Here is a 20,543-nt window from a genome sequence, read left to right as displayed (position 1 = left end):
TCTATCACACTGCGTTTTACAGAGAACGCGGAACGTGATAATCCTCCGGATGGCAAGCGCATGGAAACGTCTGGTAAGGAGGACGCCATCGTGCTACCCGCCGCCGACGCCGTCCTCGATCCGGACTTCGGGGACCACGTCTGCCTGCCGTTCCGCGGCGAACAGGAGCGCCGGGCGGCGACCGGGGCGTTCACCCTGAACGGCCTGCGCCGGCGGGCGAACGTGCTGATCATCACGCACGCCGACTCCCCCGGCCGGACCCGTGCGTGGCTGGCGCCGCTGGTGCCCGGGTTCGCCGCCGCCGAGTCCGCGGGCGAGATCGCGATCCGCGCGAGCACCGCGACGCACTTCACCGGCGGCCGCCTGGATTCCGGCCGGGCCCTGGCCTGCCTGACCGAGGCCGGCGAGCGGGCGCGCCGGCAGGGCCGCCACGGCGTCTACGCGCTGATCGACGCCTCGTGGGGGGCGCACGACCCGCCGGGGCAGATCGCCTTCGAGGCGGCCACCAACGAGCTGTTCGGCCGGCGGTGGCTGGCCGTGGTCTGCCAGTACGACCGGGCGCTGTTCGCGCGCGAGGCCATCGACCGGGTGGGCTGCGTGCATCCCATCTCGCCCGACCAGGCGGCGCTCCGCTACGAGCGCCGTCACCACCCCGCCGGCCTGCGGCTGTGGGGCGAGGTCGACCTGACGAACCGGCACGCGTTCTCCACGGTCCTGATGCCGCTCCGCCAGGAGGCGGGCGAGGTGGTGATCGACGCGGGCGGGCTCCACTTCATCGACGCGGGCTCGGCCCAGCTCCTGGTCGCCACGGCCACGGCCAGGCCGCACGGGCGGACGGTGCTGCGGTGCGGCGAGCCGATGGCCAGGCTGCTGCACCGGATCGGAGCGGACGGCGTCATCGACATCCGCCCGGTGGACGATGCGTAGGCAGGTGCTCTGCGCGAGCTTCTCGCGGGGGCACATCACCGTGCTCCGCAGGACCGTCAGCGAGCGGGCCGTCAGGGAGGGACTGACCGGCAGGGGCCTGGAGGACTTCGTGGTGGCGGTCAACGAGATCACCACCAACGCCGTGCTGCACGGCGGGGGCGGCGGGCGGCTGCGCCTGTGGTGGCAGCACGACCGGCTGTGGTGCGAGGTCACCGACGACGGGCCCGGCCTGCCGCTCGGCTGGAGCAGCACCACCCCGCCGCCGTCCGGGTTCGAGGGCGGCGGCAGGGGGCTGTGGCTGACCCGTCTGCTGTGCGACCAGGTCACGATCGTGTCGGGTCCCGGCGGCACGATCGTGACCTTCGCGGCGGCGACGTGAACGCCGGCGGGCGCGCGGTCAGGAGTGGGCCGCCGACACCCAGGAGGCGTGCATGTCGGCGTACACCCCCGGCTCGTCGACCAGCTCCGCGTGCGGCCCCCGCTGGACCAGGCGGCCGCCGTCGAACACCAGCACCTCGTCGGCGTTCTCCGCGGTGGACAGCCGGTGGGCGATCGAGACGGCGGTGCGGCCGCGGGTGACCCCTTCGAGCGCGCGGGCCAGGCGCACCTCCGTGGCCGGGTCGACCGCCGAGGTGGCCTCGTCGAGCAGCAGCAGGTCGGGGTCCGCCAGGTAGGCGCGGGCCAGTGCGACGAGCTGACGCTCACCCGCCGACAGCGACTCGCCGCGCTGGCCGACCGGCGTGTCCAGGCCCGCCGGCAGGCCGTCGAGCCAGTCGGCCAGGCCCAGCTCGGTGAGCGCGAGCCCGATCTCCTCGCGCGTGGCCGCCGGCTTGCCGTACCTGACGTTCTCCTCCAGCGTCCCGTCGAACAGGAAGCCGTCCTGGGGGACCATCACGATGCGCGCCCGCAGCGAGGAGAAGCGGACGTCGCGCAGGTCGTGGCCGTCGACCGTGACCCGGCCGCCGACGGGGTCCATGAGCCGGGTGAGGAGCTTGGCGAAGGTGGTCTTGCCCGAGCCGGTCTCGCCCACGACCGCGACGCGCGAGCGCGGCTGGATCCGCACCGACAGCTCCCGCAGCACGGGCGGGCCGCCGGGATAGGAGAAGTGCACCTGTTCGAAGGCCACCGAGATGGGGCCGCGCGGCAGCTCGACGCCGTCGTCGCCGGGGTCGGCCACGTCCGCCGGGGTGTCGATCACGCCGAGGATGCGCCGCCAGCCGGCGACCGCGTTCTGGGCCTCGTTCAGCACCTCGGTGGCGGTCTGCAGCGGGGAGACGAACAGCGTGATGAGGAACAGGAAGGCGATCAGCTGCCCGGCCGAGATGTCGCCGGACACGCCGAGCCGGACGCCGAGCACGACGATCCCGGCGATGGCCACGGCGGCCACGATCTCGGTCAGTGGGAAGACGAATCCGACGATGGTCTGCGCCCTGACCTGGGCGGCCTTGTTGGCGTCCACGGACTTGTCGATGCGCTCGGCGGTGCGCCGCTCGGTGGCGTACGCCCTGATGACGGCGGCGCCGACGACCGACTCGCTGACGGCGGCGAGCATGTCGCCGGTGCGCTCGCGGACCACGGTGTAGGCCCGCGACAGCCAGCGCTGGAAGCGCGGCAGGGCGATCATCAGCGGGATGAAGCAGATCCAGACGAGCAGCGTGAGCTGCCAGGAGTAGATGATCATCAGCACGCTGGCCACGAAGAGCTGGCCGAACGCCACGATGATCATCAGCCCGCCCCACTGCATGAAGGTGCTGATCTGGTCGATGTCGTTGGTGACCCGGGAGACGAGGGCGCCGCGGCGCTCGGTGTTCTGGGTGAGCACCGACAGGTCGTGCACGTGGCGGAAGCCGCGCACCCGCAGCGTGGCCAGCGAGGCCTCCGTCGCCTTGTACAGGCGCACGTTCATCAGATAGGCGGCCAGGGCGGTCAGGATCACGGCGGCCGCGCAGAGCACGACCGCGCGGGTGATGTACGGCATGTCGGGGGCGCCGTCGCCGATCCCGGTGTCGATCGTCTGCTGCACCGCGATCGGTACGATGATCTTGCCGAGGGTGGCGATGACGGCCAGGGCGAGCGTGCCCACCAGTCCCTTGCGGAACTCGGGCGTCAGCGCCAGTCCTCGGCGGATGGTGGCCCAGGCCGAGCCGCCGGCCCCGGCGCCGATGCGCTCCTGCTCCGGCGCGATCTCCACGGTCATGCGCTGACCTCTGTCTCTTCGAGTCCGAGCGCGGCGTCGGCGTCGAGCGCGGCGCGCACGGCCTCCTCGCGCTCGTAGGCGGTCACCAGGTTGCGGTAGCCGGGGCAGCGCTCCAGCAGCTCCTTGTGCGTGCCGCGGTCGGCCACCCGCCCCCGGTCGAGGTAGACGACCTCGTCGGCGAGCGCGATCGTGGCCAGCCGGTAGGCGACGACCACGACGGTGGACGCCTCGGCCCGGTCCCGCAGGCCGTACAGGATCCTGGCCTCCACCTGGGGGTCCACGCTGGAGGTGGCGTCGTCGAGAATCAGCAGGCGAGGGCGGCGGGCGATCGCGCGGGCCAGCGCGAGGCGCTGGCGCTGGCCGCCCGACAGGGACGTGCCGCGCTCCCCCACGCGGGTGTCGAGCCCGGAGCCGAGGCCGCTCACGAAGCCGTCGGCCTGGGCCACGCGCAGCGCCGCCCAGACCTGCTCGTCCGGCATGCTCAGATCGAGCGCGACGTTGCCGCGCACGGTGTCGTCGAACAGGAACGTCTGCTGCGGCACCAGGGCCACCGACTCGGCGAGTTTGCCGTAGGCGAGCTCGCGCAGGTCCGTGCCGTCGAGCAGCACCCGGCCGGTGTCGGGGTCGACCAGCCGGACGAGAAGCTGGACCAGGGTGGACTTGCCGGAGCCGGTGGGCCCGACGAGGGCGACGGTGCGGCCGGGCGGCAGGTCGAAGGTGACGTCGTGCAGCACCTCGGTCTCGCCGTAGGAGTAGGACACGTCCGAGACCGCCAGGGTGGCGGGCTCGTCGCGGTCCGGGGCCGCCTCGCCGTAGGCCATCGAGCCCTCGGCCTCCAGCACGGCCTGCACCCGGCTCCAGCCGACGACGCTGCGCGGCAGCTCGGCCAGCACCCAGCCGAGCGCGCGGATCGGGAAGGACAGCAGCGTGAACAGGTAGGCGATCTGCACGAGCTGGCCGGAGACGATGTCGCCGGTGGACAGGCGCATCGCCCCGACGCCCAGGACGGCGAGCACGCCGAGCGTGGGCAGGGCCTCCAGCATCGGGTCGAACATGCCGCGCACCCGGCCGACGGCGACGTTGGCGTCGCGCAGCTCGTGCGCGCGCCGCCGGAAGCGCTCGGTCTCCAGGTCCTCGCGGCCGAGCGTCTTGACCACGAGCGCGCCGTCGAAGCTCTCGTGCGCGATCTCGCTGACCTCCGCGCGCAGCTGCTGCGCGCGGGTGACCAGCGGGCTGAGCTTGCGCTGGTAGACGAGGTTGAGCACGGCGATCGCCGGGAAGACGAGGAAGCCCACCAGGGCGAGCACGGGGTCGGTGATCAGCATGCCGACCGCCGCGGTGACGAGCATGACGACCACGCCGACGGCCATCGGCAGCGGCGCCAGCGGGGCCCACGCCGCCTCGGCGTCGGAGCTGGCGTTGGACAGCAGCTGCCCGGTCGGGTGCCGCTGGTGCCAGGCCAGCGGCAGCCGCAGGTACTGCTTGGTGACGTCGCGGCGGGAGCGGGCCTGCATGCGGTACTGCATGACGCCGGCGAAGATGCGCCGGCCGGCGATGCCGATCGACTTGAGCAGCGCCGTGCCGATGATCAGGAACACACCGGTCCAAAGCGCGCCCGCGGCGATCTCGCCCTTGCCGAAGGTGGGGATGATGACGTTCTGCGTTGCCCAGCCGAGCGCCCATGCGGAGGCCACGGTCATGCCACCGTAGAGCGCGCTGGCCACGACGGCCGACGCGAACACCGCCTTCTCGGTGCGGATGGCCACCCCAAGGACGCGGAGTCCCTGACGCATGACGGCCGAGGTGACCTTATTCGTCACTCGGTGTGTTTCCTTCCAGAGCCGAATTTTCCACATACTGACAATCACGTCTGATCAATGACTTATTCCCCACGGGTAGGGTTGCGATGTGACTCACGCTCGTGGCGAACGCGCCGCACTGTGCGACCTGTTCGACCGGCTGGGCCCGGACGCCCCGACCTTGTGCGAGGGCTGGGACACCGCCGACCTCGCCGCGCATCTGGTGCTGCGCGAGCGCAGGCCGGACGCCATGCCCGGCATCGCGGTGCGGGCGCTGGCCGGTCACACCGCCTCGGTGCAGCGGCGCCTGAAGGCCAGGCACCCCTTCCCCGAGCTGGTCTCCCTGGTTCGCAAGCCTGGCGGAGTCTACGGTGTGCTGCCGTTCCTCGACACAGCGGTCAACACCCTGGAGTTCTTCGTCCACCACGAGGACGTACGGCGCGCCCAGCCCTCCTGGGAGCCCCGCGAGCTGCCGGCCGACTTCGAGCGGCTGATCTGGAAGCGGGTGTCCGCCGGGGCCAAGATGATGCTGCGCCGTTCCCCCGTCGGCGTGGTGCTGCACCACCCCGGCGCGGGCGGCGCGCGGGCCGTGGTGCTCGGCGGCGCGCAGGAGGGCCCCAAGGTCGAGGTGATCGGCGGGGCGGGCGAGTTGCTGCTGTTCTGCTTCGGCCGCCAGGCGCACGCCCGGGTGGAGTACGCCGGCGACCCGGACGCGATCGCCCGACTGAAGACCACCGGCTTCGGCGTCTAGCCGGTCGCCCGGTAGGTCTCCACCGACAGGTGGGCCTGCGCCAGCCGGCGCATGGCCGCCAGCAGCGTGTCGCCGAGCAGCGTGCCGATCACCACGACCTCCACGGCCCGCTCCCGGTCGGTCACGTCGCCCAGCACCCGCAGGTCCACTCCGGCGGCCGTCTCGGCGGCGTCGGCGTAGTCGTCCAGCGCGCCCAGGATGTCGTCCAGGCCCAGCTCCAGGAGGCTCACGAGCACGCCGGCCAGGGTCCGGGCGGCCTGGTGGCCGGCGGTGCCGGCCCATCCCCTGCGGGCCAGCAGGTCCGCCACGAGGCGCTCGGCCTGCCGGACGTGCTCACCGGCGCGCGCGTCGTCGCGCGCCGTGACGGTCCCCTGGGCCACGCCGAGCAGCTCGGTCCGGGCGACGCCAGGATCGTCCAGGTGGCCGACCAGGTCGCGGATGGCGGAGATGCTGAGGCCCGCGTGGTCGGCGAGGGCTCGCACCAGCCTCAGCCTCTTGACGTGTGCCGGGCCGTACTCGGCCTGGTTGCGGCCCAGCGGCCGGCCAGGAGGCAGCAGGCCCTCCCGGAGGTAGTACTTGATCGTCGGGACCGGAACCCCTGTGCCCGCACTCAGGTCCGCCATGCGCACGACCGAGACCCCCATGAAGTAGTGACTGGAGAGTGTAGCTATCGATAGTGAAGCTATCCAATTGCTGCCCGTCGCGGCGGACAGATCACCGAACCTTCGGCGGAGAAGGCGCTCCCGTCCCGTTCTCAGGCCGTACGATGGCTGAGGAAACACGCCCCCCGGTTATGATCAAAAACATCTTCACAGAAGATGCCAGTGATCGCCCAGATCCGGGTATATACGGCTGGGAATGGACTGCAGGAGGCCCCCCATGCAGGTCAAGAAGGTGATCACGTACGTGGCTGTCGCGTTCGTGGTCTTCTACCTGTTCACCCGGCCGGCCGACGCGGCCGCCGCGGTCAACGGTGTGTTCGACGGGATCGTCAATGGAGCCAATCAGCTGGCTGTCTTCTTCACCAATGTTCTGACCTGATCCTTGGTCCTGCCTGCCCGGTCGTGTTACGCAGGCAGGATGAGAGATCGTACAGGCACCGCCAAGCCCGGCCCGTCCGATCCCGGCCTCACCCGCATCCGCGAGCGAGCCGAGGTCGAAGAGGTCGAGCTGATCCGATTCCTGTATGCCGACCACGGTGGTGTCATACGTGGCAAGGCGGCATCCCGGGCACGGCTCGCGGATCGGCTGGACACCGGCATCGGGCACACGGTGGCCATGATGGCGATGAACATGCTCGACCAGCTCCAGGAGGTCGAGGACATGGGTCCGGTGGGCGAGGTGCGCATCGTTCCCGACCCGTCCACCTATGTTCCGCTGCCGTACGCACCGGGAGCGGCGGCGATGCTGTCGGATCTGCGGCTGCCCGACGGCTCCCCCTGGTCCGCCTGCCCGCGTACCTTCCTCAAGGACGCGATCGGCACGCTGGAGGCCGAGGGCTACACGCTGGTGGCCGCGTTCGAGCCGGAGTTCACGCTCGGGCGGCGGGTACCCGACCCCGGCGGCGGCCTCGACCGGCTGGCGCCGATCGACGACTCACTCTGTTACGCCGGCACCGGCTTCGACGCCGCCCACGACTACACGATCGCACTCATGCGCGCCCTGCAGAGCCAGGGGATGCAGGTCGAGCACTGTCACCCGGAGCTGGGGCCCGGTCAGCAGGAGATGTCCGTACGCCACGCGCCCGCGCTGCGTGCCGCCGACAACCACGTCCTCTACCGGGAGACCGTGCGCGGCGTGGCCATGCGGATGGGCCTGTGGGCCTCGCTGGCCCCCAAACCGCTGGCCGATCAGGCGGGCAACGGGGCCCATCTGCACCTATCCCTGTGGAGCGAATCCCATAACCTTTTCGGCGGCGACAGCGACGTGCAGGAGTGGTTCGTCGGCGGCCTGCTCGCCCACCTGCCCGCGCTGACCGCGCTCACCTGTGGCAGCGTCAACAGCTTCCGCCGGCTGGCGCCCCGGTCCTGGGCGGGCGCCTACGCCGTCCACGGGCCCGACAACCGGGAGGCGGCCGTACGCGTCTGCTCGCCGCTGGGTGCGAGCGGTGAGCCCAACCTGGAGCTGAAGCCGTCGGACTCCTCGGCCAACCCCTACCTGTCGCTGGGCGCGGTCATCCATGCCGGCCTCGACGGCATCCGCCGCAAGCTCGACCCCGGCGAGCCGGTGGACGTCGACCCGGACACGCGCCCGGGCCGCTATCAGCGCCTGCCGTCATCGCTCGGCGAGGCCCTCGACGCGCTGGAGGCCGACGAGGTGCTCATGGAGGCGCTGGGGCCGCTGCGCCGCCGTGCCTATCTGGCGGTGAAGCGCTCGGAGGCGACCGCGTTCGGCGCCGAGGACGCCTCCTACGAGCTCTTCCACCACCTGCGCGTCTTCTAGCGGCCGCTAGCGGACCGGGTGGCCCGCCAGCGCCAGAGTCCGCTTCACCTCCGGGATCTTCAGCGTGCCGAAGTGGAAGACGCTCGCCGCCAGCACGGCGTCGGCGCCTGCCGCCACGGCGGGCGCGAAGTCCTCCAGGCGGCCCGCCCCGCCGCTCGCGATCACCGGCACGCGTACGGCCGCCCTGACCGCGCGCAGCATCTCCAGGTCGTAGCCGTTGAGCGTGCCGTCACCGTCCATGGAGTTGAGCAGGATCTCGCCCACGCCCAGCTCCTCGCCACGGGCGGCCCACTCCACGGCGTCGATGCCGGTGCCGCGGCGACCGCCGTGTGTGGTCACCTCGAACCCGCTCGGCGTGCCCGGCGCCCTGCGCGCGTCCACCGACAGCACCACGCACTGGGCCCCGAAGCGCCGCGACGCCTCGGTGAGCAGCTCGGGCCTGGCGATGGCCGCCGTGTTGAACGACACCTTGTCGGCGCCGGCCCGCAGCAGCCGGTTCACGTCGTCCACCGAGCGGACGCCGCCGCCCACGGTGAGCGGGATGAAGACCTGCTCCGCCGTCCGGCGCACCACGTCGAGCATGGTCTCGCGCTCGCCCGACGACGCGGTGATGTCGAGGAAGGTGAGCTCGTCGGCCCCCTCCTCGTCGTAGCGCCTGGCCAGCTCGACCGGGTCGCCCGCGTCACGCAGGTTCGCGAAGTTGACCCCTTTGACGACGCGTCCGGCGTCGACGTCCAGGCAGGGGATCACCCTGACGGCCACGGTCATGCGCGCATCGCCTCGATCTCGATCTCGACCAGCATCTTCGGGTCCACCAGCCCGGCCACCCGCACTCCGGTGCAGGCGGGCCGCACCTCGCCGAACACCTCGGCGATGGCCCGGCCGACCAGGTCGAAGTGCCGTTGCTCGACGACGTAGTAGCGGACCATGACCACGTCGTCCCGGGTCAGGCCGCCCTTGGCGACGGCCTCCAGGGCGATCTCGATGGCCGTCAGGCTCTGCCGGTAGGCGTCATCCGGGTGGCGGACCTCCCCGTCGACGGTCGCCGTGCAACCGGACACGATGACCCGCTCGCCCACGACCACCGCACGGGAGTATCCGTACTTTTCCTCCCAGATTCCACCCGAAAACACCCTCATTCCGGTGCTTTCCATGCTTGTACTGCCCATCACGCCCCCTCCCGACTCTTAAGCGCTCACTGTGGCCAGCGCGCTCTCCAGCGTGAAATTCCGGGCGTACAGGGCTTTGCCCACGATGGCGCCTTCCACGCCGTCTGGAACGAGACAAGACAGTGCGATCAAGTCATCAAGGGAGGAGACTCCGCCGCTGGCCACGACGGGCTTGTCGGTGCGGGCGCACACCTGCCGCAGGAGGTCCAGGTTGGGGCCGCGCAGGGTGCCGTCCTTGGTGACGTCGGTGACGACGTAGCGGGGGCAGCCGTCCGCCTCCAGCCGGTCCAGCACCTCCCACAGGTCGCCGCCCTCCTCGGTCCAGCCGCGCGCCGCCAGCGTCGTGCCGCGCACGTCCAGGCCGACCGCGATCCGGTCACCGTGCTCGGCGATGATCTCGCGGCACCAGGCGGGGTTCTCCAGCGCGGCCGTGCCGATGTTGACCCGGCGGCAGCCGGTGGCCAGCGCGGCGGCCAGGGAGGCGTCGTCACGGATGCCGCCCGACAGCTCGACGTTCACATCCAGCTTGCCGATCATCTCGGTGATCAGCTCGCGGTTGGAGCCACGGCCGAAGGCGGCGTCCAGGTCGACCAGGTGGATCCACTCCGCTCCGGCCTCCTGCCAGGCCAGCGCGGCGGCGAGCGGCTCGCCGAAGCCGGTCTCGGTCCCGGCCTCACCCTGCACCAGGCGCACGGCCTGGCCGTCCGCCACGTCCACGGCGGGGAGCAATACGAGCGACATCAGGTCCTCCGGTCGAAAGCGAGAGTCACGAGAACAGGAACCAGCAGCAGGGAGAAGATCAGCACGCCGAAGCTCAGCAGCGCCGACCCCCAGACGATCCAGGCGAGCACCTGGACGATCACGAAGGCCAGCGCGACGACCGCGTTCTGGGCACGCTGCCGGCGGGCGATCAGCCCTCCCTGCCGGGCCAGGCGCACCGGGCGCGGGGTCAGGCGCAGGATCACCGCACGGCGGCGTGCCCTGCGCGCCTGACGCTCCGCGTTGCGCCGGATGGCCAGCGCGCGCTCCGCCTCGCGCACGGCGCGACGGTGCGCCCGCTCCTTACTCAACGGTGCCGAGCCAGTTTTCCAGCAGCGCGGCCCCGGCGTCACCGGACTTCTCCGGGTGGAACTGGGTCGCCATGAGCGGGCCGTTCTCGGCGGCGGCCACGAACGGCACGCCGTGCTCGGCCCAGGTCACCACCGGCTCGGCGAACCCGTCGCCGGGCCGCAGCTCCCACTCGCGCACGCCGTAGGAGTGCACGAAGTAGAAGCGGGTGGCGGGGTCCATCCCGGCGAACAGCACGCTGCCCTCCGGCGCCTTGACGGTGTTCCAGCCCATGTGCGGCAGCACCGGCGCCTCGAGCCGCTCGACCGTGCCGGGCCATTCGCCGCAGCCCTCGGTCTCCACACCGTGCTCGACGCCTCGGGCGAACAGGATCTGCATGCCGACGCAGATGCCCAGCACCGGCCGGCCACCGGCCAGCCGGCGGCCGATGATCTGCTCGCCGCGGACGCCCTTGAGGCCGGCCATGCACGCCGCGAACGCACCGACGCCCGGCACGACCAGCCCGTCGCAGTCGAGGGCCGCGTCGAAGTCGGCCGTGACGGTCACCTCGGCGCCTGCCCTGGCCAGGGCGCGCTCGGCCGAGCGCAGGTTGCCGGAGCCGTAGTCCAGCACCACGATGTTCTTCACCACCACAGCACCCCCGCCGTTACCGCCATCACCGCGCCGACGCCACAGAGCGCCGCACCGATCTTGAGCCCCTGCCTGGCCAGCGCGATCACGCCGCCGATGAGGAACAGCCCGACGAAGACCAGCGCGATCGCGATCACGTTCTCGGTCATAGGACTCCCTTGGTGCTCGGCACTCCCGTCGCCCGCGGGTCGAGCTCGGAGGCCGCGCGCAGCGCCCTGGCCAGCGCCTTGAACTGGGCCTCCACGATGTGGTGGGCGTTACGGCCGTAGGGCACCCGCACGTGCAGGCAGATCGCCGCCTGGGCGACGATCGACTCCAGGACGTGCCGGGTCATCGTCGTGTCGTAGTCGGGGCCGATCATCGGCGCCATGCCCTCGGGCTCGGTGTGCACGAGGTAGGGGCGGCCCGACAGGTCGACGGTCACCTCGGCGAGCGACTCGTCCAGCGGGCAGGACGCGTTACCGAACCGCCTGATGCCCGACTTGTCGCCCAGCGCCTCACGGAACGCCGCACCCAGCGCCAGCGCGGTGTCCTCGATCGTGTGGTGAGAGTCGATGTGCAGGTCGCCCTCGGTCTTGACCGTCAGGTCGAACAACCCGTGCTTGCCGAGCTGCGCCAGCATGTGATCGAAGAAGCCCACCCCGGTGGACACCTCCACCAGCCCGGTGCCGTCGAGGTTCACCTCGACCAGGACGGACGTCTCCTTCGTCGTACGCTCGACGCGACCTACGCGACTCACAGAATCCCCTCCAGCGCGGCACGGAAGGCCGCCATCTCCTCGCCGGTGCCGATCGACACCCGAAGCCATTGTGGCGGCCCGACCTCGCGGATGAGCACGCCCCTCGCCAGCAGCCCCTCCCACACCGCGCGCCGGTCGGGAAACCGCCCGAACAGTACGAAGTTCGCGTCGGAGTCGGCGACCGTCAACCCCTTGTCGCGCAGCCACCGGACCGTGTCGTCGCGCTCCCGGCGCAGCGCGTCGACCGTGCCGAGCAGCTCCGCGCGGTGCCGCAGCGCCACGCGCGCCGCCGTCTGGGTGAGCGTCGACAGATGGTACGGCAGGCGCACCAGCAACAGCGCCTGCACCACGGCCGGGTGCGCGGCCAGATAGCCCAGCCTGGTGCCGGCCATGGCGAACGCCTTGGACATCGTCCGCGTGACGATCAGGCGCGGGTGGCTCGGCAGCAGCGTGAGCGCCGACGGCGTGCCCTGCCGGGCGAACTCGGCGTAGGCCTCGTCCACCACGACCATTCCGGGGGCGACGTCGAGGATGGCCTCGATCGTCGACAGCGGCTGCGCGGTGCCGGTCGGGTTGTTGGGCGAGGCCAGGAAGACGATGTCGGGACGGTGCTCCCCGATCGCCGCGACGGCCTTGCCGGGGTCGAGCGAGAAGTCCTCCTCCCGGACCGCCTGGATCCACTCGGTGTTGGTGCCGGTGGTGATGATCGGGTGCATCGAGTAGGAAGGCTCGAACCCCAGCGCCGTGCGGCCGTGGCCGCCGAAGGCCTGCAGGATCTGCTGGAGGACCTCGTTGGAGCCGTTGGCGGCCCACACCTGCTCGGCGACCAGGCCGTGCCCCAGGTAGGAGGCCAGGTCGGCGCGCAGCTCGCCGGCGTCCATGTCGGGGTAGCGGTTGAGGTCGCCCGCGGTGCGCCGGATCTCCTCGGCCAGGTCGCCGACCAGCTCCGGGGAGGGCGGGTAGGGGTTCTCGTTGGTGTTGAGCCGGACCGGGACGTCGATCTGGGGCGCGCCGTACGGCCTCTTGCCCCGCAGGTCGTCGCGGATGGGCAGGTCGTCGAGGTTCACGAGGGCACCTGCCAGTCGAAGCGGGCGCGCACGGCCGCGCCGTGAGCGGGAAGGTCTTCGGCGTCGGCCAGGACGGACACGTGCGCCGCGGCCCCGGCCAGGGCCTCGCGGGTGTAGTCGACGACGTGGATGCCGCGCAGGAACGACTGCACCGACAGGCCGCTGGAGTGGCAGGCGCAGCCGCCGGTGGGCAGCACGTGGTTGGACCCGGCGAGATAGTCGCCGAGCGAGACGGGCGCGTAGGGGCCGACGAAGATCGCGCCGGCGTTGCGGATCCGGGCCGCCACCGCGGCGGCGTCCTCGGTGTGGATCTCCAGGTGCTCGGCGGCGTAGGCGTCGACCACCTTGATGCCGTCCTCGATGCCGTCGACCAGGACGATGGCCGACTGCCGTCCGCCGAGAGCCTCGGCGATCCGCTCGGAGTGCCGGGTCGCCGACACCTGGCCGGGCAGCTCCTTCTCGACGGCCTCGGCCAGCTCGACGCTGTCGGTGACGAGCACGGCCGCCGCGATCACGTCGTGCTCGGCCTGGCTGATCAGGTCGGCGGCCACGTGGACCGGGTCGGCGGTGTGGTCGGCGAGGATCGCGATCTCCGTCGGACCGGCCTCGCTGTCGATGCCGATGCGGCCCTTGAGCAGCCGCTTGGCCGCGGCCACCCAGATGTTGCCGGGCCCGGTGACCATGGTCGTGGGCTCGCACTCCTCGGTGCCGTAGGCGAACATGGCCACGGCCTGGGCGCCGCCGACGGAGTAGACCTCGTCAACGCCCAGCAGCGCGCACGCGGCGAGGATCGCCGGGTGCGGCAGCCCGCCATGATCCTTCTGGGCCGGACTGCTGACGGCCAGCGAGGGCACCCCGGCCTCCTGGGCGGGCACCACGTTCATCACCACGCTGGAGGGGTAGACGGCGCGGCCGCCGGGGACGTAGAGCCCCACCCGGTCGACCGGCACCCACCGCTCGGTCACGGTGCCGCCGGGCACCACCTGCGTGGTGACGTCGGCACGCCGCTGGTCGCGGTGGACCAGCCTGGCCCGCCTGATCGACTCCTCGAGCGCCGCCCGCACCTCGGGCCGCAGCTCCGCCAGCGCCCTGGTGATCGCCGCACGCGGCACCCGGGCGCTCTCGATCTCGACGCCGTCCAGCTCGGCGGTCAGCTCCCGTACGGCTGCCGCCCCGCGATGGCGCACGGCCTCGCAGATGGGCCGCACCTTCTCCAGGGCGGCCTCTACGTCGAGCTCGGCGCGGGGCAGCACGTCGCGCAGGTCCGCAGGGAGGGAACCTCGCATGTCGATACGGGAAATCACCCTCATAGTTTACGGAGTCCAACCCGTGAATCCCGTTCCGTCCACCATCCGGACAACGGCGTGGCGTATCGTCCCCGGCTTCGGGCGTGTCCCGGGCCAGAGATTTGACGGGAGCTTTGTAGGCACTTGTCTTTTATGTCCGTTCCCGTACTCTTTGCGCATGGGAGTCTGGCGCGGCCCGAACGGCATCCTGGTGGAAGCGATCATGCTTGACGACCGGCCGACGCTGCGCGTCTCGCACCTGGTCAACGGGCAGGTCTACCTGCAGGGCTACTGCGCCTCGGTCGCCGAGCTCGGCCGGCACGGCGTCGACCTCGCGCAACTCGTGGAACAGCCCCGGGACGCCGAACATTTGACGTGACCAGCCGCACTGCGACCGCGCGAGGAGGGGTATGGCAGCGTGCATGGCGTCGCTGCCGACCTACGCGCCGATGCTGGCCCAGCTCGGCTCCCTGCCGTCCACGGACGAGGACGAGTGGGCCGTCGAGATGAAATGGGACGGCGTCCGCGCCCTCGCCTACCTCGCCGACGGCGCCGTACGCCTCATGTCACGCAACGGCAAGGACATCACCGCCGGCTACCCCGAACTGCAGCTCATGGCGGGGGCCACCGGCCGCCGCCCGGCCGTCGTCGACGGGGAGATCGTGGCCTTCGACGAGGCCGGGCGCCCCAGCTTCGGCGCCCTCCAGCCGCGCATGCACCAGCGCAACCCGCTCAGCGTCGCCGAGCTGGCCAGGACCGTGCCGGTGACCTTCCTGGCCTTCGACATCCTGCACCTGGAAGACGGCGAGGCCGGCGGGAGCACGATCGCGCTGCCCTACACCGAGCGGCGTGAGCTGCTGGAGGCCACCTTCGTGCCCGGATTCCGGTGGCAGGTGCCCGTGTGGTTCCGCGACCACGCCGAGGACGCCTTCGGCTTCTCCCGGCGGCTCGGGCTGGAGGGGGTCGTGTGCAAGCGGCTGACCTCCCCCTACAGGCCGGGCAAGCGCACCTCCGAGTGGACCAAGGTGAAGAACGTCAGGGCCGTCGAGGTGGTCATCGGGGGCTGGAAGCCCGGGGGCGGGCGGCGCTCCGGGACGATCGGCTCCCTGCTGCTCGGCTCGTACGACGACGCCGGACGGCTGCTCTACATGGGGCACGTCGGCACCGGGTTCACCCAGGCGATGCTCCGGGACCTGCACCAGCGGCTGGCCCCGCTGCGACGGCCCGACCCGCCCTTCGACGAGCCGGTGCCGCGCGAGTTCGCCCGCGACGCGCAGTGGGTGGAGCCGGTGATGGTGGGCGAGGTGCAGTTCGCCGAGGTGACCGGGGACAACAGGTTGCGCCACCCCTCCTGGCGCGGACTCCGCCCCGACCGCGACCCCCGCGAGGTGCGCGCGACCGGCGGCGAGGGGCCCGGCGACGCGTCCGCCGTCGGCTGAACGACCGAACGGCCGGGCCGGGCATAGGGGCCGGGCGTCACCCCTTCCGGCCCGCCGGTGGGGCGGCCGTGCCGGTGGCGTCCGTCTGGGACGGCTCGGTCAGGGTGCGGGCGAGCAGCCAGGCCAGCACCGGGAACGGCACCAGGCACGCCAGCGCCACCCGCAGCGACACCGCCTCGGCCACCATCCCCACCAGCGGGCTGGCCAGCCCGCCCACGCTCACCGCCAGCCCCAGCGTGACGCCGCCCGCCGTGCCCACCCGGCGCGGCAGGAAGTCCTGCCCCAGCGTCACATGCAGCGAGAACGGCGCGTAGAGCGTGATCGACGCCGCCGCGATGAAGACGTACGCCCCGATTCCCGGCGCCAGCACCACCCCCGCCACGGCCGGCACGGCGGCCGCGTACGCCAGCCGCATCGTGCGCACCCGGCCCCAGCGGGCGGCGAGCCTGCCGCCCAGCACCGTGCCCACGGCGCCCCCGGCGAACAGCACGAACAGCGCCACCGCCCCCGCCGCCCCGCCCCCGAGGTAGAGGGCCACGAACGTGCTGAGCCCGACGTACACCACCGACCGGAAGACGATCACCAGTGACAGGCGGACGAACGACGGCCAGTCGTCACGGCCGGCGGGCGGCGTCGCGCGGCCCGCCCGCGCCGGCCCGGTCACGGAGCGGAGGACGGTGAGCGTCAGCAGCGCGCCCGCCACGGCGGGGATCACCAGGTACGGGGACGCGCCCAGTCCGCCGGCCGACAGCAGCGGCGTGACGATGATCGGCGCGGAGGCGAACCCCAGCGTGCCGCCGAGCGAGAACCAGCTCATCCGCACGTGACTGCCCTGGCTGGCGATCCTGGCCAGGCGGGCCGCCTCCGGATGGTAGGCGGCCACGCCGAGCCCGGACAGCGCCACGGCCAGCCAGGTCAGCGCGTACGAGCCCGCCACGCCGCTGAGCGCCACCCCGAGCCCCGCCGTGGTCATGCTGACCGGGATGAGCCAGGGCATCCGCCACCGGTCGGTCAGCGCGCCGAAGACGGGCTGGACGACCGACGACAGCAGCGTGGCGGCCAGCACGACGCCCGAGGCGGCCACGTACCCGTAGCCGCGCTCGGCCACGAGGAACGGCACCAGCGCCGGCACCGCCCCCTGGTAGACGTCGACGCAGGCGTGCCCGGCCGCGAGAAGCGTGATCCTGTTCGACTTCACGTTCCGATGGTGGCCCGCGGTGCTCTGGCATGCTTCCGATAAAATGCCAATCCATGCTGGAAATTCGCCATCTGTCGCAGGCGCCCACCGGCAGGCGCCCGCTGGCGCCCGGTGGCGGCATCGGCGCCCACCGGCACGACACCCACCAGATCGTGTACGCCTGCCGCGGCGTGCTGTCGGTCACCACCGACGCCGGGACGTGGGTGGCCCCGGCGAACCGGGCCATCTGGATACCGGCCGGCACCGTGCACGAGCACCGCGCCCACGGCAGCACCGACCTGCGCCTGGTGGGCCTGACCAGCGACCCGCTCGGGCTGGCCAGGCCCGCCGTGCTCGCGGTCGAGCCGCTGCTGCGCGAGCTGATCATCGCCTACACGGCGGACCCGGGCGACGGCGCGGAGCGGGACCGGCTGCTCGCCGTCCTGCTCGACCGGTTGCGCCGCTCCCCCGAGCGGCCGTTCCACCTGCCGACCGCCCGGGATCCACGGCTGGCGGCCGTCTGCGCGATGCTGGGCGACGATCCGGCCGACGGCCGCACCCTGGCCCAGCTCGCCGCCCAGGCCGGCACCAGCGGCCGCACGCTCGCCCGGCTCTGCCGTGCCGAGCTCGGGATGACGTTCCCGCAGTGGCGCACGCAGCTCCGGCTCCAGCGCGCGCTGCTGCTCCTGGCCGACGGGATGAGCGTGACGGCTGTCGCGCACCGCTGTGGCTGGGCCTCCGCCAGCGCCTTCATCGACGTGTTCCGGCGGGCGCTCGGGTACACCCCAGGCCGCGCCTTTACATTGTAGATTCGCTACACTGGAGTGCTGTGAGCAAGAAGACCAAGGGCGGCGGCACCCCCGCGACCGCGGCGCTGGCCCAGGCCGGGGCGGAGTTCACGCTGCACCCCTACGAGCACGACCCCGCCGCGCAGGCCTACGGCGAGGAGGCCGCCGACGCGCTCGGCCTGCCCTACGAGCGGATCTTCAAGACCCTGGTGGCGGAGCTGGAGAGCGGGCTCGCGGTGGCCGTCGTGCCGGTGTCGGGCAAGCTCGACCTCAAGGCGCTCGCGGCGGCGCTCGGCGGCAAGCGGGCCGCCATGGCGGACGCCGCCAAGGTCGAGCGGGTCACCGGCTACGTCGTGGGCGGGATCAGCCCGCTCGGGCAGCGCAAGCGGCTGCCGACCGTGGTGGACGCGTCGGCGCTGGAGTTCGGCACGATCTTCTTCTCGGCGGGCAAGCGCGGCCTGCAGATCGAGACCGCCCCCGCCGACCTCATCCGCCTCACCGAAGCCGTGACCGCCCCCATCGGCAAACCCGCCTGACCGCCGGGCCGGACTCACCGGAGACCGGGCCCGACCGCCCGGCCTGGCGCGGGCTCGACGGTCGGCTTCGGGCGGGCTCACCTATGGTGGCGGTCGCGCCTGCCGTGCGCGGGTTCGCGTCCGTGGTCGCGTCGCACGCGCGGGTGCCGCTGCCTGGCCTGTGGTCGCTCCCGTCGCGCCTGTGGATGCTCCCGGGCCGTCCTCGGATGCTCGCGGGAGGCCCGTGGGCGGTCGTGACGCGGGCGTCGTGGGTGCTCGCCTCTCGGGTGATCGGCGTCCGGCCGTGCCCGGCGGCCGCGCGGCTCGCCACGACCGCGGTCCGGACGTCCCAGCAGCCACTCGAACAGCCCGCCGTGCCGCCTGGAGTGCGCCCTGTGCCCCCCGCGGCGGCGGCCCCGGTCCTCGCGTGCCTCGCGCTCCTCGGCCTCCTCCAGCCCCGGCGTGTGCCCGCCGCCGAAGCGTGACATGTCCGGCCCGGGGAAACCCTTCGGTTCCGTGTCGCGCAGTGCGTCGCTCATCGAGTCCACCCAGATCGGCCCCGGCAGCGACGCCCCCTGCACGGAGCCGTAGTACTGGTCGCCGATCTGCACCCCCGTCAGCGGATGTTTGTAGGAGCCGCGGATGTCGCCGACGCTGACCGCCGCCGCCAGGTGCGGCGTGTAACCGGCGAACCAGGCCGAGGTGTAGCCGTTGTTGGTGCCCGTCTTGCCCGCCGCCGGCCGGCCGAGCCCCTGCCCCCGCATGGTGCCCTTGTCGAAGACGCCCTCCAGGACGTGGTTGACCGCGTCGGCGACCTGCCGGTCGATGACCTGGTCGCAGGCGGGTGACACGGGGGTGCGCCCGCCGTCCCTGCCGACGATCTCCACGATCGCGAGCGGCCGGCAGTACCTGCCCCGGGCCGGGAACGTCGCGAAGGACGCCGCCACCGTCAGCGGGTCCATCTCGTTCACGCCCAGCGTGAACGTGGGCACCTCGCGCAGCGGCGTGCCGTCGGCCCTCCTGACGCCGAGCTGCCGGGCCGTCTTGACCACGTTGCACAGGCCGACCTTGCGCTCCAGCATCATGTAGAAGATGTTGACCGACTGCCAGGTGCCGGTCTCGATGCTGTACGGCCCGCCCTTGCCCTCGCCGCTGGCGTTGTGGATGCTCGTCCCCGGCGCGTTGACGGGCCGGCCCGCACAGTCGCGGTAGCCCTCCGACGGCTCCAGCACCCCTGGCGTGTCGAAGCCGTCGCCGAACTTCCAGCCCTGCTTCAGCGCCGTGGCCAGGGTGAACACCTTGAACGTGGACCCGGCCTGGAGTCCCTGGCCGCCGCCGTGCCGTACGTCGGCGACGAGGTTGAAGGTGGTCCTGGGACCGTTCTTGTGGTCGCCCGGGTTGCGGCCGAACTTCTTGCTCGCCGCCATCGCCCTGACCCAGCCCGTGCCCGGCTCCACCATGGCCTCGGCGGCCACCTCGGTGTCAGCGGGCGCGACCCGCTGCCGGATCGCCCGCTCCGCCGCCCGCTGCGCCACCGGGTCCAGGCTGGTCCTGATCACCAGCCCGCCGCTGGCCATCCGCGACCGCCGCGCCGTCGCCGTGCTGCCGAACGCCTCGTTCGTCATCAGCTCGCGGTGCACGTACAGGCAGAAGTACGGATGCTCGCTCTGCGCGCAGCCGCCGGGCTCGGGGCGCAGCCTGATGGCGAGCTTGCTCCGCTTGGCGTGCGCGGCCTCCTGCTGGGTGATCAGTTTCAGCCCGGCCATCCGGTCGAGCACGAGGTCGCGCCGCGTCTTCAGCTTCGCCCGGTGGGCGTCGCCGAGCGAGGGGTCGGTCGAGTACGGAGTCCGTACGGCGCCCGCGAGCGTGGCCGCCTGGGTCAGGGTCAGGTCGGCGGCCGTGGTGGAGAAGAAGCGCCTGGCCGCCGCCTCGATGCCGTGCGCCCCGGCGCCGAAGTAGGCGATGTTCAGATATTTCTCCAGGATCTCGTCCTTGCGGTACTTCTTCTCCAGGGCCAGCGCGAGCCGCAGTTCGCTGATCTTGCGGGCGAGGTTGGGCGCGCGGGCCCGGTCCCGCTCGGCGTCCGTGCGTGAGCTCTCCACCAGGATGTTCTTCACCAGCTGCTGGGTGAGCGAGGAGCCGCCCTGCCTGATGCCGCCCGCCTGGGTGTTGGTGAGCAGTGCCCGGAGCGTGCCGATCACGTCGAGCCCGCCGTGCTCGTAGAAGCGGGCGTCCTCGATGGCCACGATCGCCTTGCGCATCACCGGCGCGACCTTGGCCAGCGGCACCGCCGTCCGGTTCGCCTCGTAGAACTGGGCAAAGGTCCGGCCGTGGATGTCCACCAGCCGGGTGACCTGCGCAAGCGGTTCCTCGCGGGGCGCCGGCGGCAGGTCGAGGAAGGTGGTCGCGACATTCTTCGTGGCGAGTCCGGCCCCGCTGACCACGGGGGCGGCCATCGCCGCCACCAGCACCCCGCTGAGCGCCCCCGCCACCCCGAGCCGGGTGATGGATTTGAGCACAGTCACGCAGATGATCTGCTTCCAGAAGAT

Annotated in this window: 23 protein-coding genes; 9 read left to right on the top strand and 14 right to left on the bottom strand. The window is 72.2% G+C overall.

Features of this window, described 5'->3' with window-relative positions; translation table 11 throughout:
* Positions 1-60 precede the first annotated feature (60 nt).
* Together ACTMTF_RS02260 and ACTMTF_RS02255 are read left to right on the top strand one after the other, a co-directional pair.
* On the top strand, positions 61-927 hold the full coding sequence (locus ACTMTF_RS02260) for an MEDS domain-containing protein (RefSeq protein WP_441108974.1): 867 nt from the start codon (positions 61-63) through the stop codon (positions 925-927).
* Positions 920-1,306 carry an ATP-binding protein gene (locus ACTMTF_RS02255; RefSeq protein WP_441108973.1) on the top strand — a complete coding sequence of 129 codons (387 nt, stop codon included), beginning with the start codon at positions 920-922 and terminating at the stop codon, positions 1,304-1,306. The genes ACTMTF_RS02260 and ACTMTF_RS02255 overlap by 8 nt, the downstream gene beginning before the upstream one ends.
* Before the next feature lie 18 nt (positions 1,307-1,324).
* Here ACTMTF_RS02255 and ACTMTF_RS02250 read toward each other — a convergent pair whose 3' ends face one another.
* A complete protein-coding gene (locus tag ACTMTF_RS02250) occupies positions 1,325-3,124 on the bottom strand; it encodes an ABC transporter ATP-binding protein (protein WP_397000780.1) in 1,800 nt (599 codons plus the stop codon).
* Positions 3,121-4,980 carry an ABC transporter ATP-binding protein gene (locus tag ACTMTF_RS02245; protein ID WP_441108972.1) on the bottom strand — a complete coding sequence of 620 codons (1,860 nt, stop codon included), beginning with the start codon at positions 4,978-4,980 and terminating at the stop codon, positions 3,121-3,123. The genes ACTMTF_RS02250 and ACTMTF_RS02245 overlap by 4 nt, the downstream gene beginning before the upstream one ends.
* A gap of 52 nt (positions 4,981-5,032) precedes the next feature.
* Here ACTMTF_RS02245 and ACTMTF_RS02240 point away from each other — a divergent pair, with 52 nt between their 5' ends.
* The gene (locus ACTMTF_RS02240; RefSeq protein ID WP_441108971.1) at positions 5,033-5,674 is read left to right on the top strand and encodes a TIGR03085 family metal-binding protein; all 642 of its coding nucleotides are present in this window, start codon (positions 5,033-5,035) and stop codon (positions 5,672-5,674) included.
* Here the strand turns inward: ACTMTF_RS02240 and ACTMTF_RS02235 are convergent.
* Complete coding sequence (locus ACTMTF_RS02235; RefSeq protein ID WP_441108970.1) at positions 5,671-6,297, bottom strand: MerR family transcriptional regulator; 627 nt, start codon at positions 6,295-6,297, stop codon at positions 5,671-5,673. The two genes, ACTMTF_RS02240 and ACTMTF_RS02235, sit on opposite strands and share 4 nt — an antisense overlap.
* A gap of 256 nt (positions 6,298-6,553) precedes the next feature.
* Between ACTMTF_RS02235 and ACTMTF_RS02230 the strand changes: the two genes are divergently transcribed.
* Both ACTMTF_RS02230 and ACTMTF_RS02225 read left to right on the top strand, forming a co-directional pair.
* Positions 6,554-6,715 (top strand): hypothetical protein, encoded by a 162-nt coding sequence (locus ACTMTF_RS02230; protein WP_397000788.1) that lies wholly within the window; start codon positions 6,554-6,556, stop codon positions 6,713-6,715.
* Positions 6,716-6,754: 39 nt separating this feature from the next.
* Positions 6,755-8,116: a glutamine synthetase family protein gene (locus ACTMTF_RS02225; protein ID WP_441108969.1), complete on the top strand. Its 1,362-nt coding sequence runs from the start codon at positions 6,755-6,757 to the stop codon at positions 8,114-8,116.
* A 6-nt stretch (positions 8,117-8,122) separates the two neighbouring features.
* On the opposite strand, the gene hisF is transcribed toward ACTMTF_RS02225, so the two are convergent.
* Genes hisF through hisD form a run of 9 tightly spaced genes read right to left on the bottom strand, consistent with a single transcriptional unit; the run spans position 8,123 to position 14,093 of the window.
* On the bottom strand, positions 8,123-8,884 hold the full coding sequence (gene hisF / locus ACTMTF_RS02220) for an imidazole glycerol phosphate synthase subunit HisF (protein WP_441108968.1): 762 nt from the start codon (positions 8,882-8,884) through the stop codon (positions 8,123-8,125).
* The gene (locus ACTMTF_RS02215) at positions 8,881-9,255 is read right to left on the bottom strand and encodes a RidA family protein (RefSeq protein WP_441108967.1); all 375 of its coding nucleotides are present in this window, start codon (positions 9,253-9,255) and stop codon (positions 8,881-8,883) included. Before ACTMTF_RS02215 ends, hisF begins: the two co-directional genes overlap by 4 nt.
* 48 nt (positions 9,256-9,303) lie before the next feature.
* Positions 9,304-10,026, bottom strand: a complete 723-nt coding sequence (gene priA, locus ACTMTF_RS02210) for a bifunctional 1-(5-phosphoribosyl)-5-((5-phosphoribosylamino)methylideneamino)imidazole-4-carboxamide isomerase/phosphoribosylanthranilate isomerase PriA (RefSeq protein ID WP_397000796.1) — start codon at positions 10,024-10,026, stop codon at positions 9,304-9,306.
* Positions 10,026-10,325, bottom strand: a complete 300-nt coding sequence (locus ACTMTF_RS02205; protein ID WP_441108966.1) for a hypothetical protein — start codon at positions 10,323-10,325, stop codon at positions 10,026-10,028. The genes priA and ACTMTF_RS02205 overlap by 1 nt, the downstream gene beginning before the upstream one ends.
* A gap of 22 nt (positions 10,326-10,347) precedes the next feature.
* Positions 10,348-10,983, bottom strand: a complete 636-nt coding sequence (hisH, locus tag ACTMTF_RS02200) for an imidazole glycerol phosphate synthase subunit HisH (RefSeq protein ID WP_441108965.1) — start codon at positions 10,981-10,983, stop codon at positions 10,348-10,350.
* Positions 10,977-11,132, bottom strand: a complete 156-nt coding sequence (locus ACTMTF_RS02195) for a hypothetical protein (RefSeq protein ID WP_441108964.1) — start codon at positions 11,130-11,132, stop codon at positions 10,977-10,979. The genes hisH and ACTMTF_RS02195 overlap by 7 nt, the downstream gene beginning before the upstream one ends.
* Positions 11,129-11,722, bottom strand: a complete 594-nt coding sequence (gene hisB / locus ACTMTF_RS02190) for an imidazoleglycerol-phosphate dehydratase HisB (RefSeq protein ID WP_397000804.1) — start codon at positions 11,720-11,722, stop codon at positions 11,129-11,131. Before hisB ends, ACTMTF_RS02195 begins: the two co-directional genes overlap by 4 nt.
* On the bottom strand, positions 11,719-12,789 hold the full coding sequence (locus ACTMTF_RS02185) for a histidinol-phosphate transaminase (protein WP_441108963.1): 1,071 nt from the start codon (positions 12,787-12,789) through the stop codon (positions 11,719-11,721). Before ACTMTF_RS02185 ends, hisB begins: the two co-directional genes overlap by 4 nt.
* The gene (gene hisD, locus ACTMTF_RS02180; RefSeq protein WP_441108962.1) at positions 12,786-14,093 is read right to left on the bottom strand and encodes a histidinol dehydrogenase; all 1,308 of its coding nucleotides are present in this window, start codon (positions 14,091-14,093) and stop codon (positions 12,786-12,788) included. Before hisD ends, ACTMTF_RS02185 begins: the two co-directional genes overlap by 4 nt.
* A 160-nt stretch (positions 14,094-14,253) precedes the next feature.
* Between hisD and ACTMTF_RS02175 the strand changes: the two genes are divergently transcribed.
* Together ACTMTF_RS02175 and ligD are read left to right on the top strand one after the other, a co-directional pair.
* Positions 14,254-14,454 carry a hypothetical protein gene (locus tag ACTMTF_RS02175; RefSeq protein ID WP_441108961.1) on the top strand — a complete coding sequence of 67 codons (201 nt, stop codon included), beginning with the start codon at positions 14,254-14,256 and terminating at the stop codon, positions 14,452-14,454.
* A 31-nt stretch (positions 14,455-14,485) separates the two neighbouring features.
* Positions 14,486-15,514: a non-homologous end-joining DNA ligase gene (gene ligD / locus ACTMTF_RS02170; RefSeq protein WP_441108960.1), complete on the top strand. Its 1,029-nt coding sequence runs from the start codon at positions 14,486-14,488 to the stop codon at positions 15,512-15,514.
* A 37-nt stretch (positions 15,515-15,551) separates the two neighbouring features.
* On the opposite strand, the gene ACTMTF_RS02165 is transcribed toward ligD, so the two are convergent.
* Positions 15,552-16,712, bottom strand: a complete 1,161-nt coding sequence (locus tag ACTMTF_RS02165; RefSeq protein ID WP_441108959.1) for an MFS transporter — start codon at positions 16,710-16,712, stop codon at positions 15,552-15,554.
* A gap of 53 nt (positions 16,713-16,765) precedes the next feature.
* Between ACTMTF_RS02165 and ACTMTF_RS02160 the strand changes: the two genes are divergently transcribed.
* Together ACTMTF_RS02160 and ybaK are read left to right on the top strand one after the other, a co-directional pair.
* A complete protein-coding gene (locus tag ACTMTF_RS02160) occupies positions 16,766-17,500 on the top strand; it encodes an AraC family transcriptional regulator (RefSeq protein WP_441108958.1) in 735 nt (244 codons plus the stop codon).
* 20 nt (positions 17,501-17,520) lie between these two features.
* Positions 17,521-18,015, top strand: coding sequence for a Cys-tRNA(Pro) deacylase (gene ybaK, locus ACTMTF_RS02155; RefSeq protein ID WP_441108957.1), 495 nt, complete (start codon positions 17,521-17,523; stop codon positions 18,013-18,015).
* A gap of 77 nt (positions 18,016-18,092) precedes the next feature.
* Here the strand turns inward: ybaK and ACTMTF_RS02150 are convergent, their stop codons facing one another.
* Positions 18,093-20,519 carry a transglycosylase domain-containing protein gene (locus tag ACTMTF_RS02150; protein WP_441108956.1) on the bottom strand — a complete coding sequence of 809 codons (2,427 nt, stop codon included), beginning with the start codon at positions 20,517-20,519 and terminating at the stop codon, positions 18,093-18,095.
* Positions 20,520-20,543 lie beyond the last annotated feature (24 nt).

Origin of the sequence: Nonomuraea sp. ZG12, assembly GCF_052068115.1 — a bacterium.
GTDB lineage: Bacteria > Actinomycetota > Actinomycetes > Streptosporangiales > Streptosporangiaceae > Nonomuraea.
Note: the sequence above shows the minus strand (reverse complement) of the source record. Positions and strands in the feature narration are given on the sequence as shown.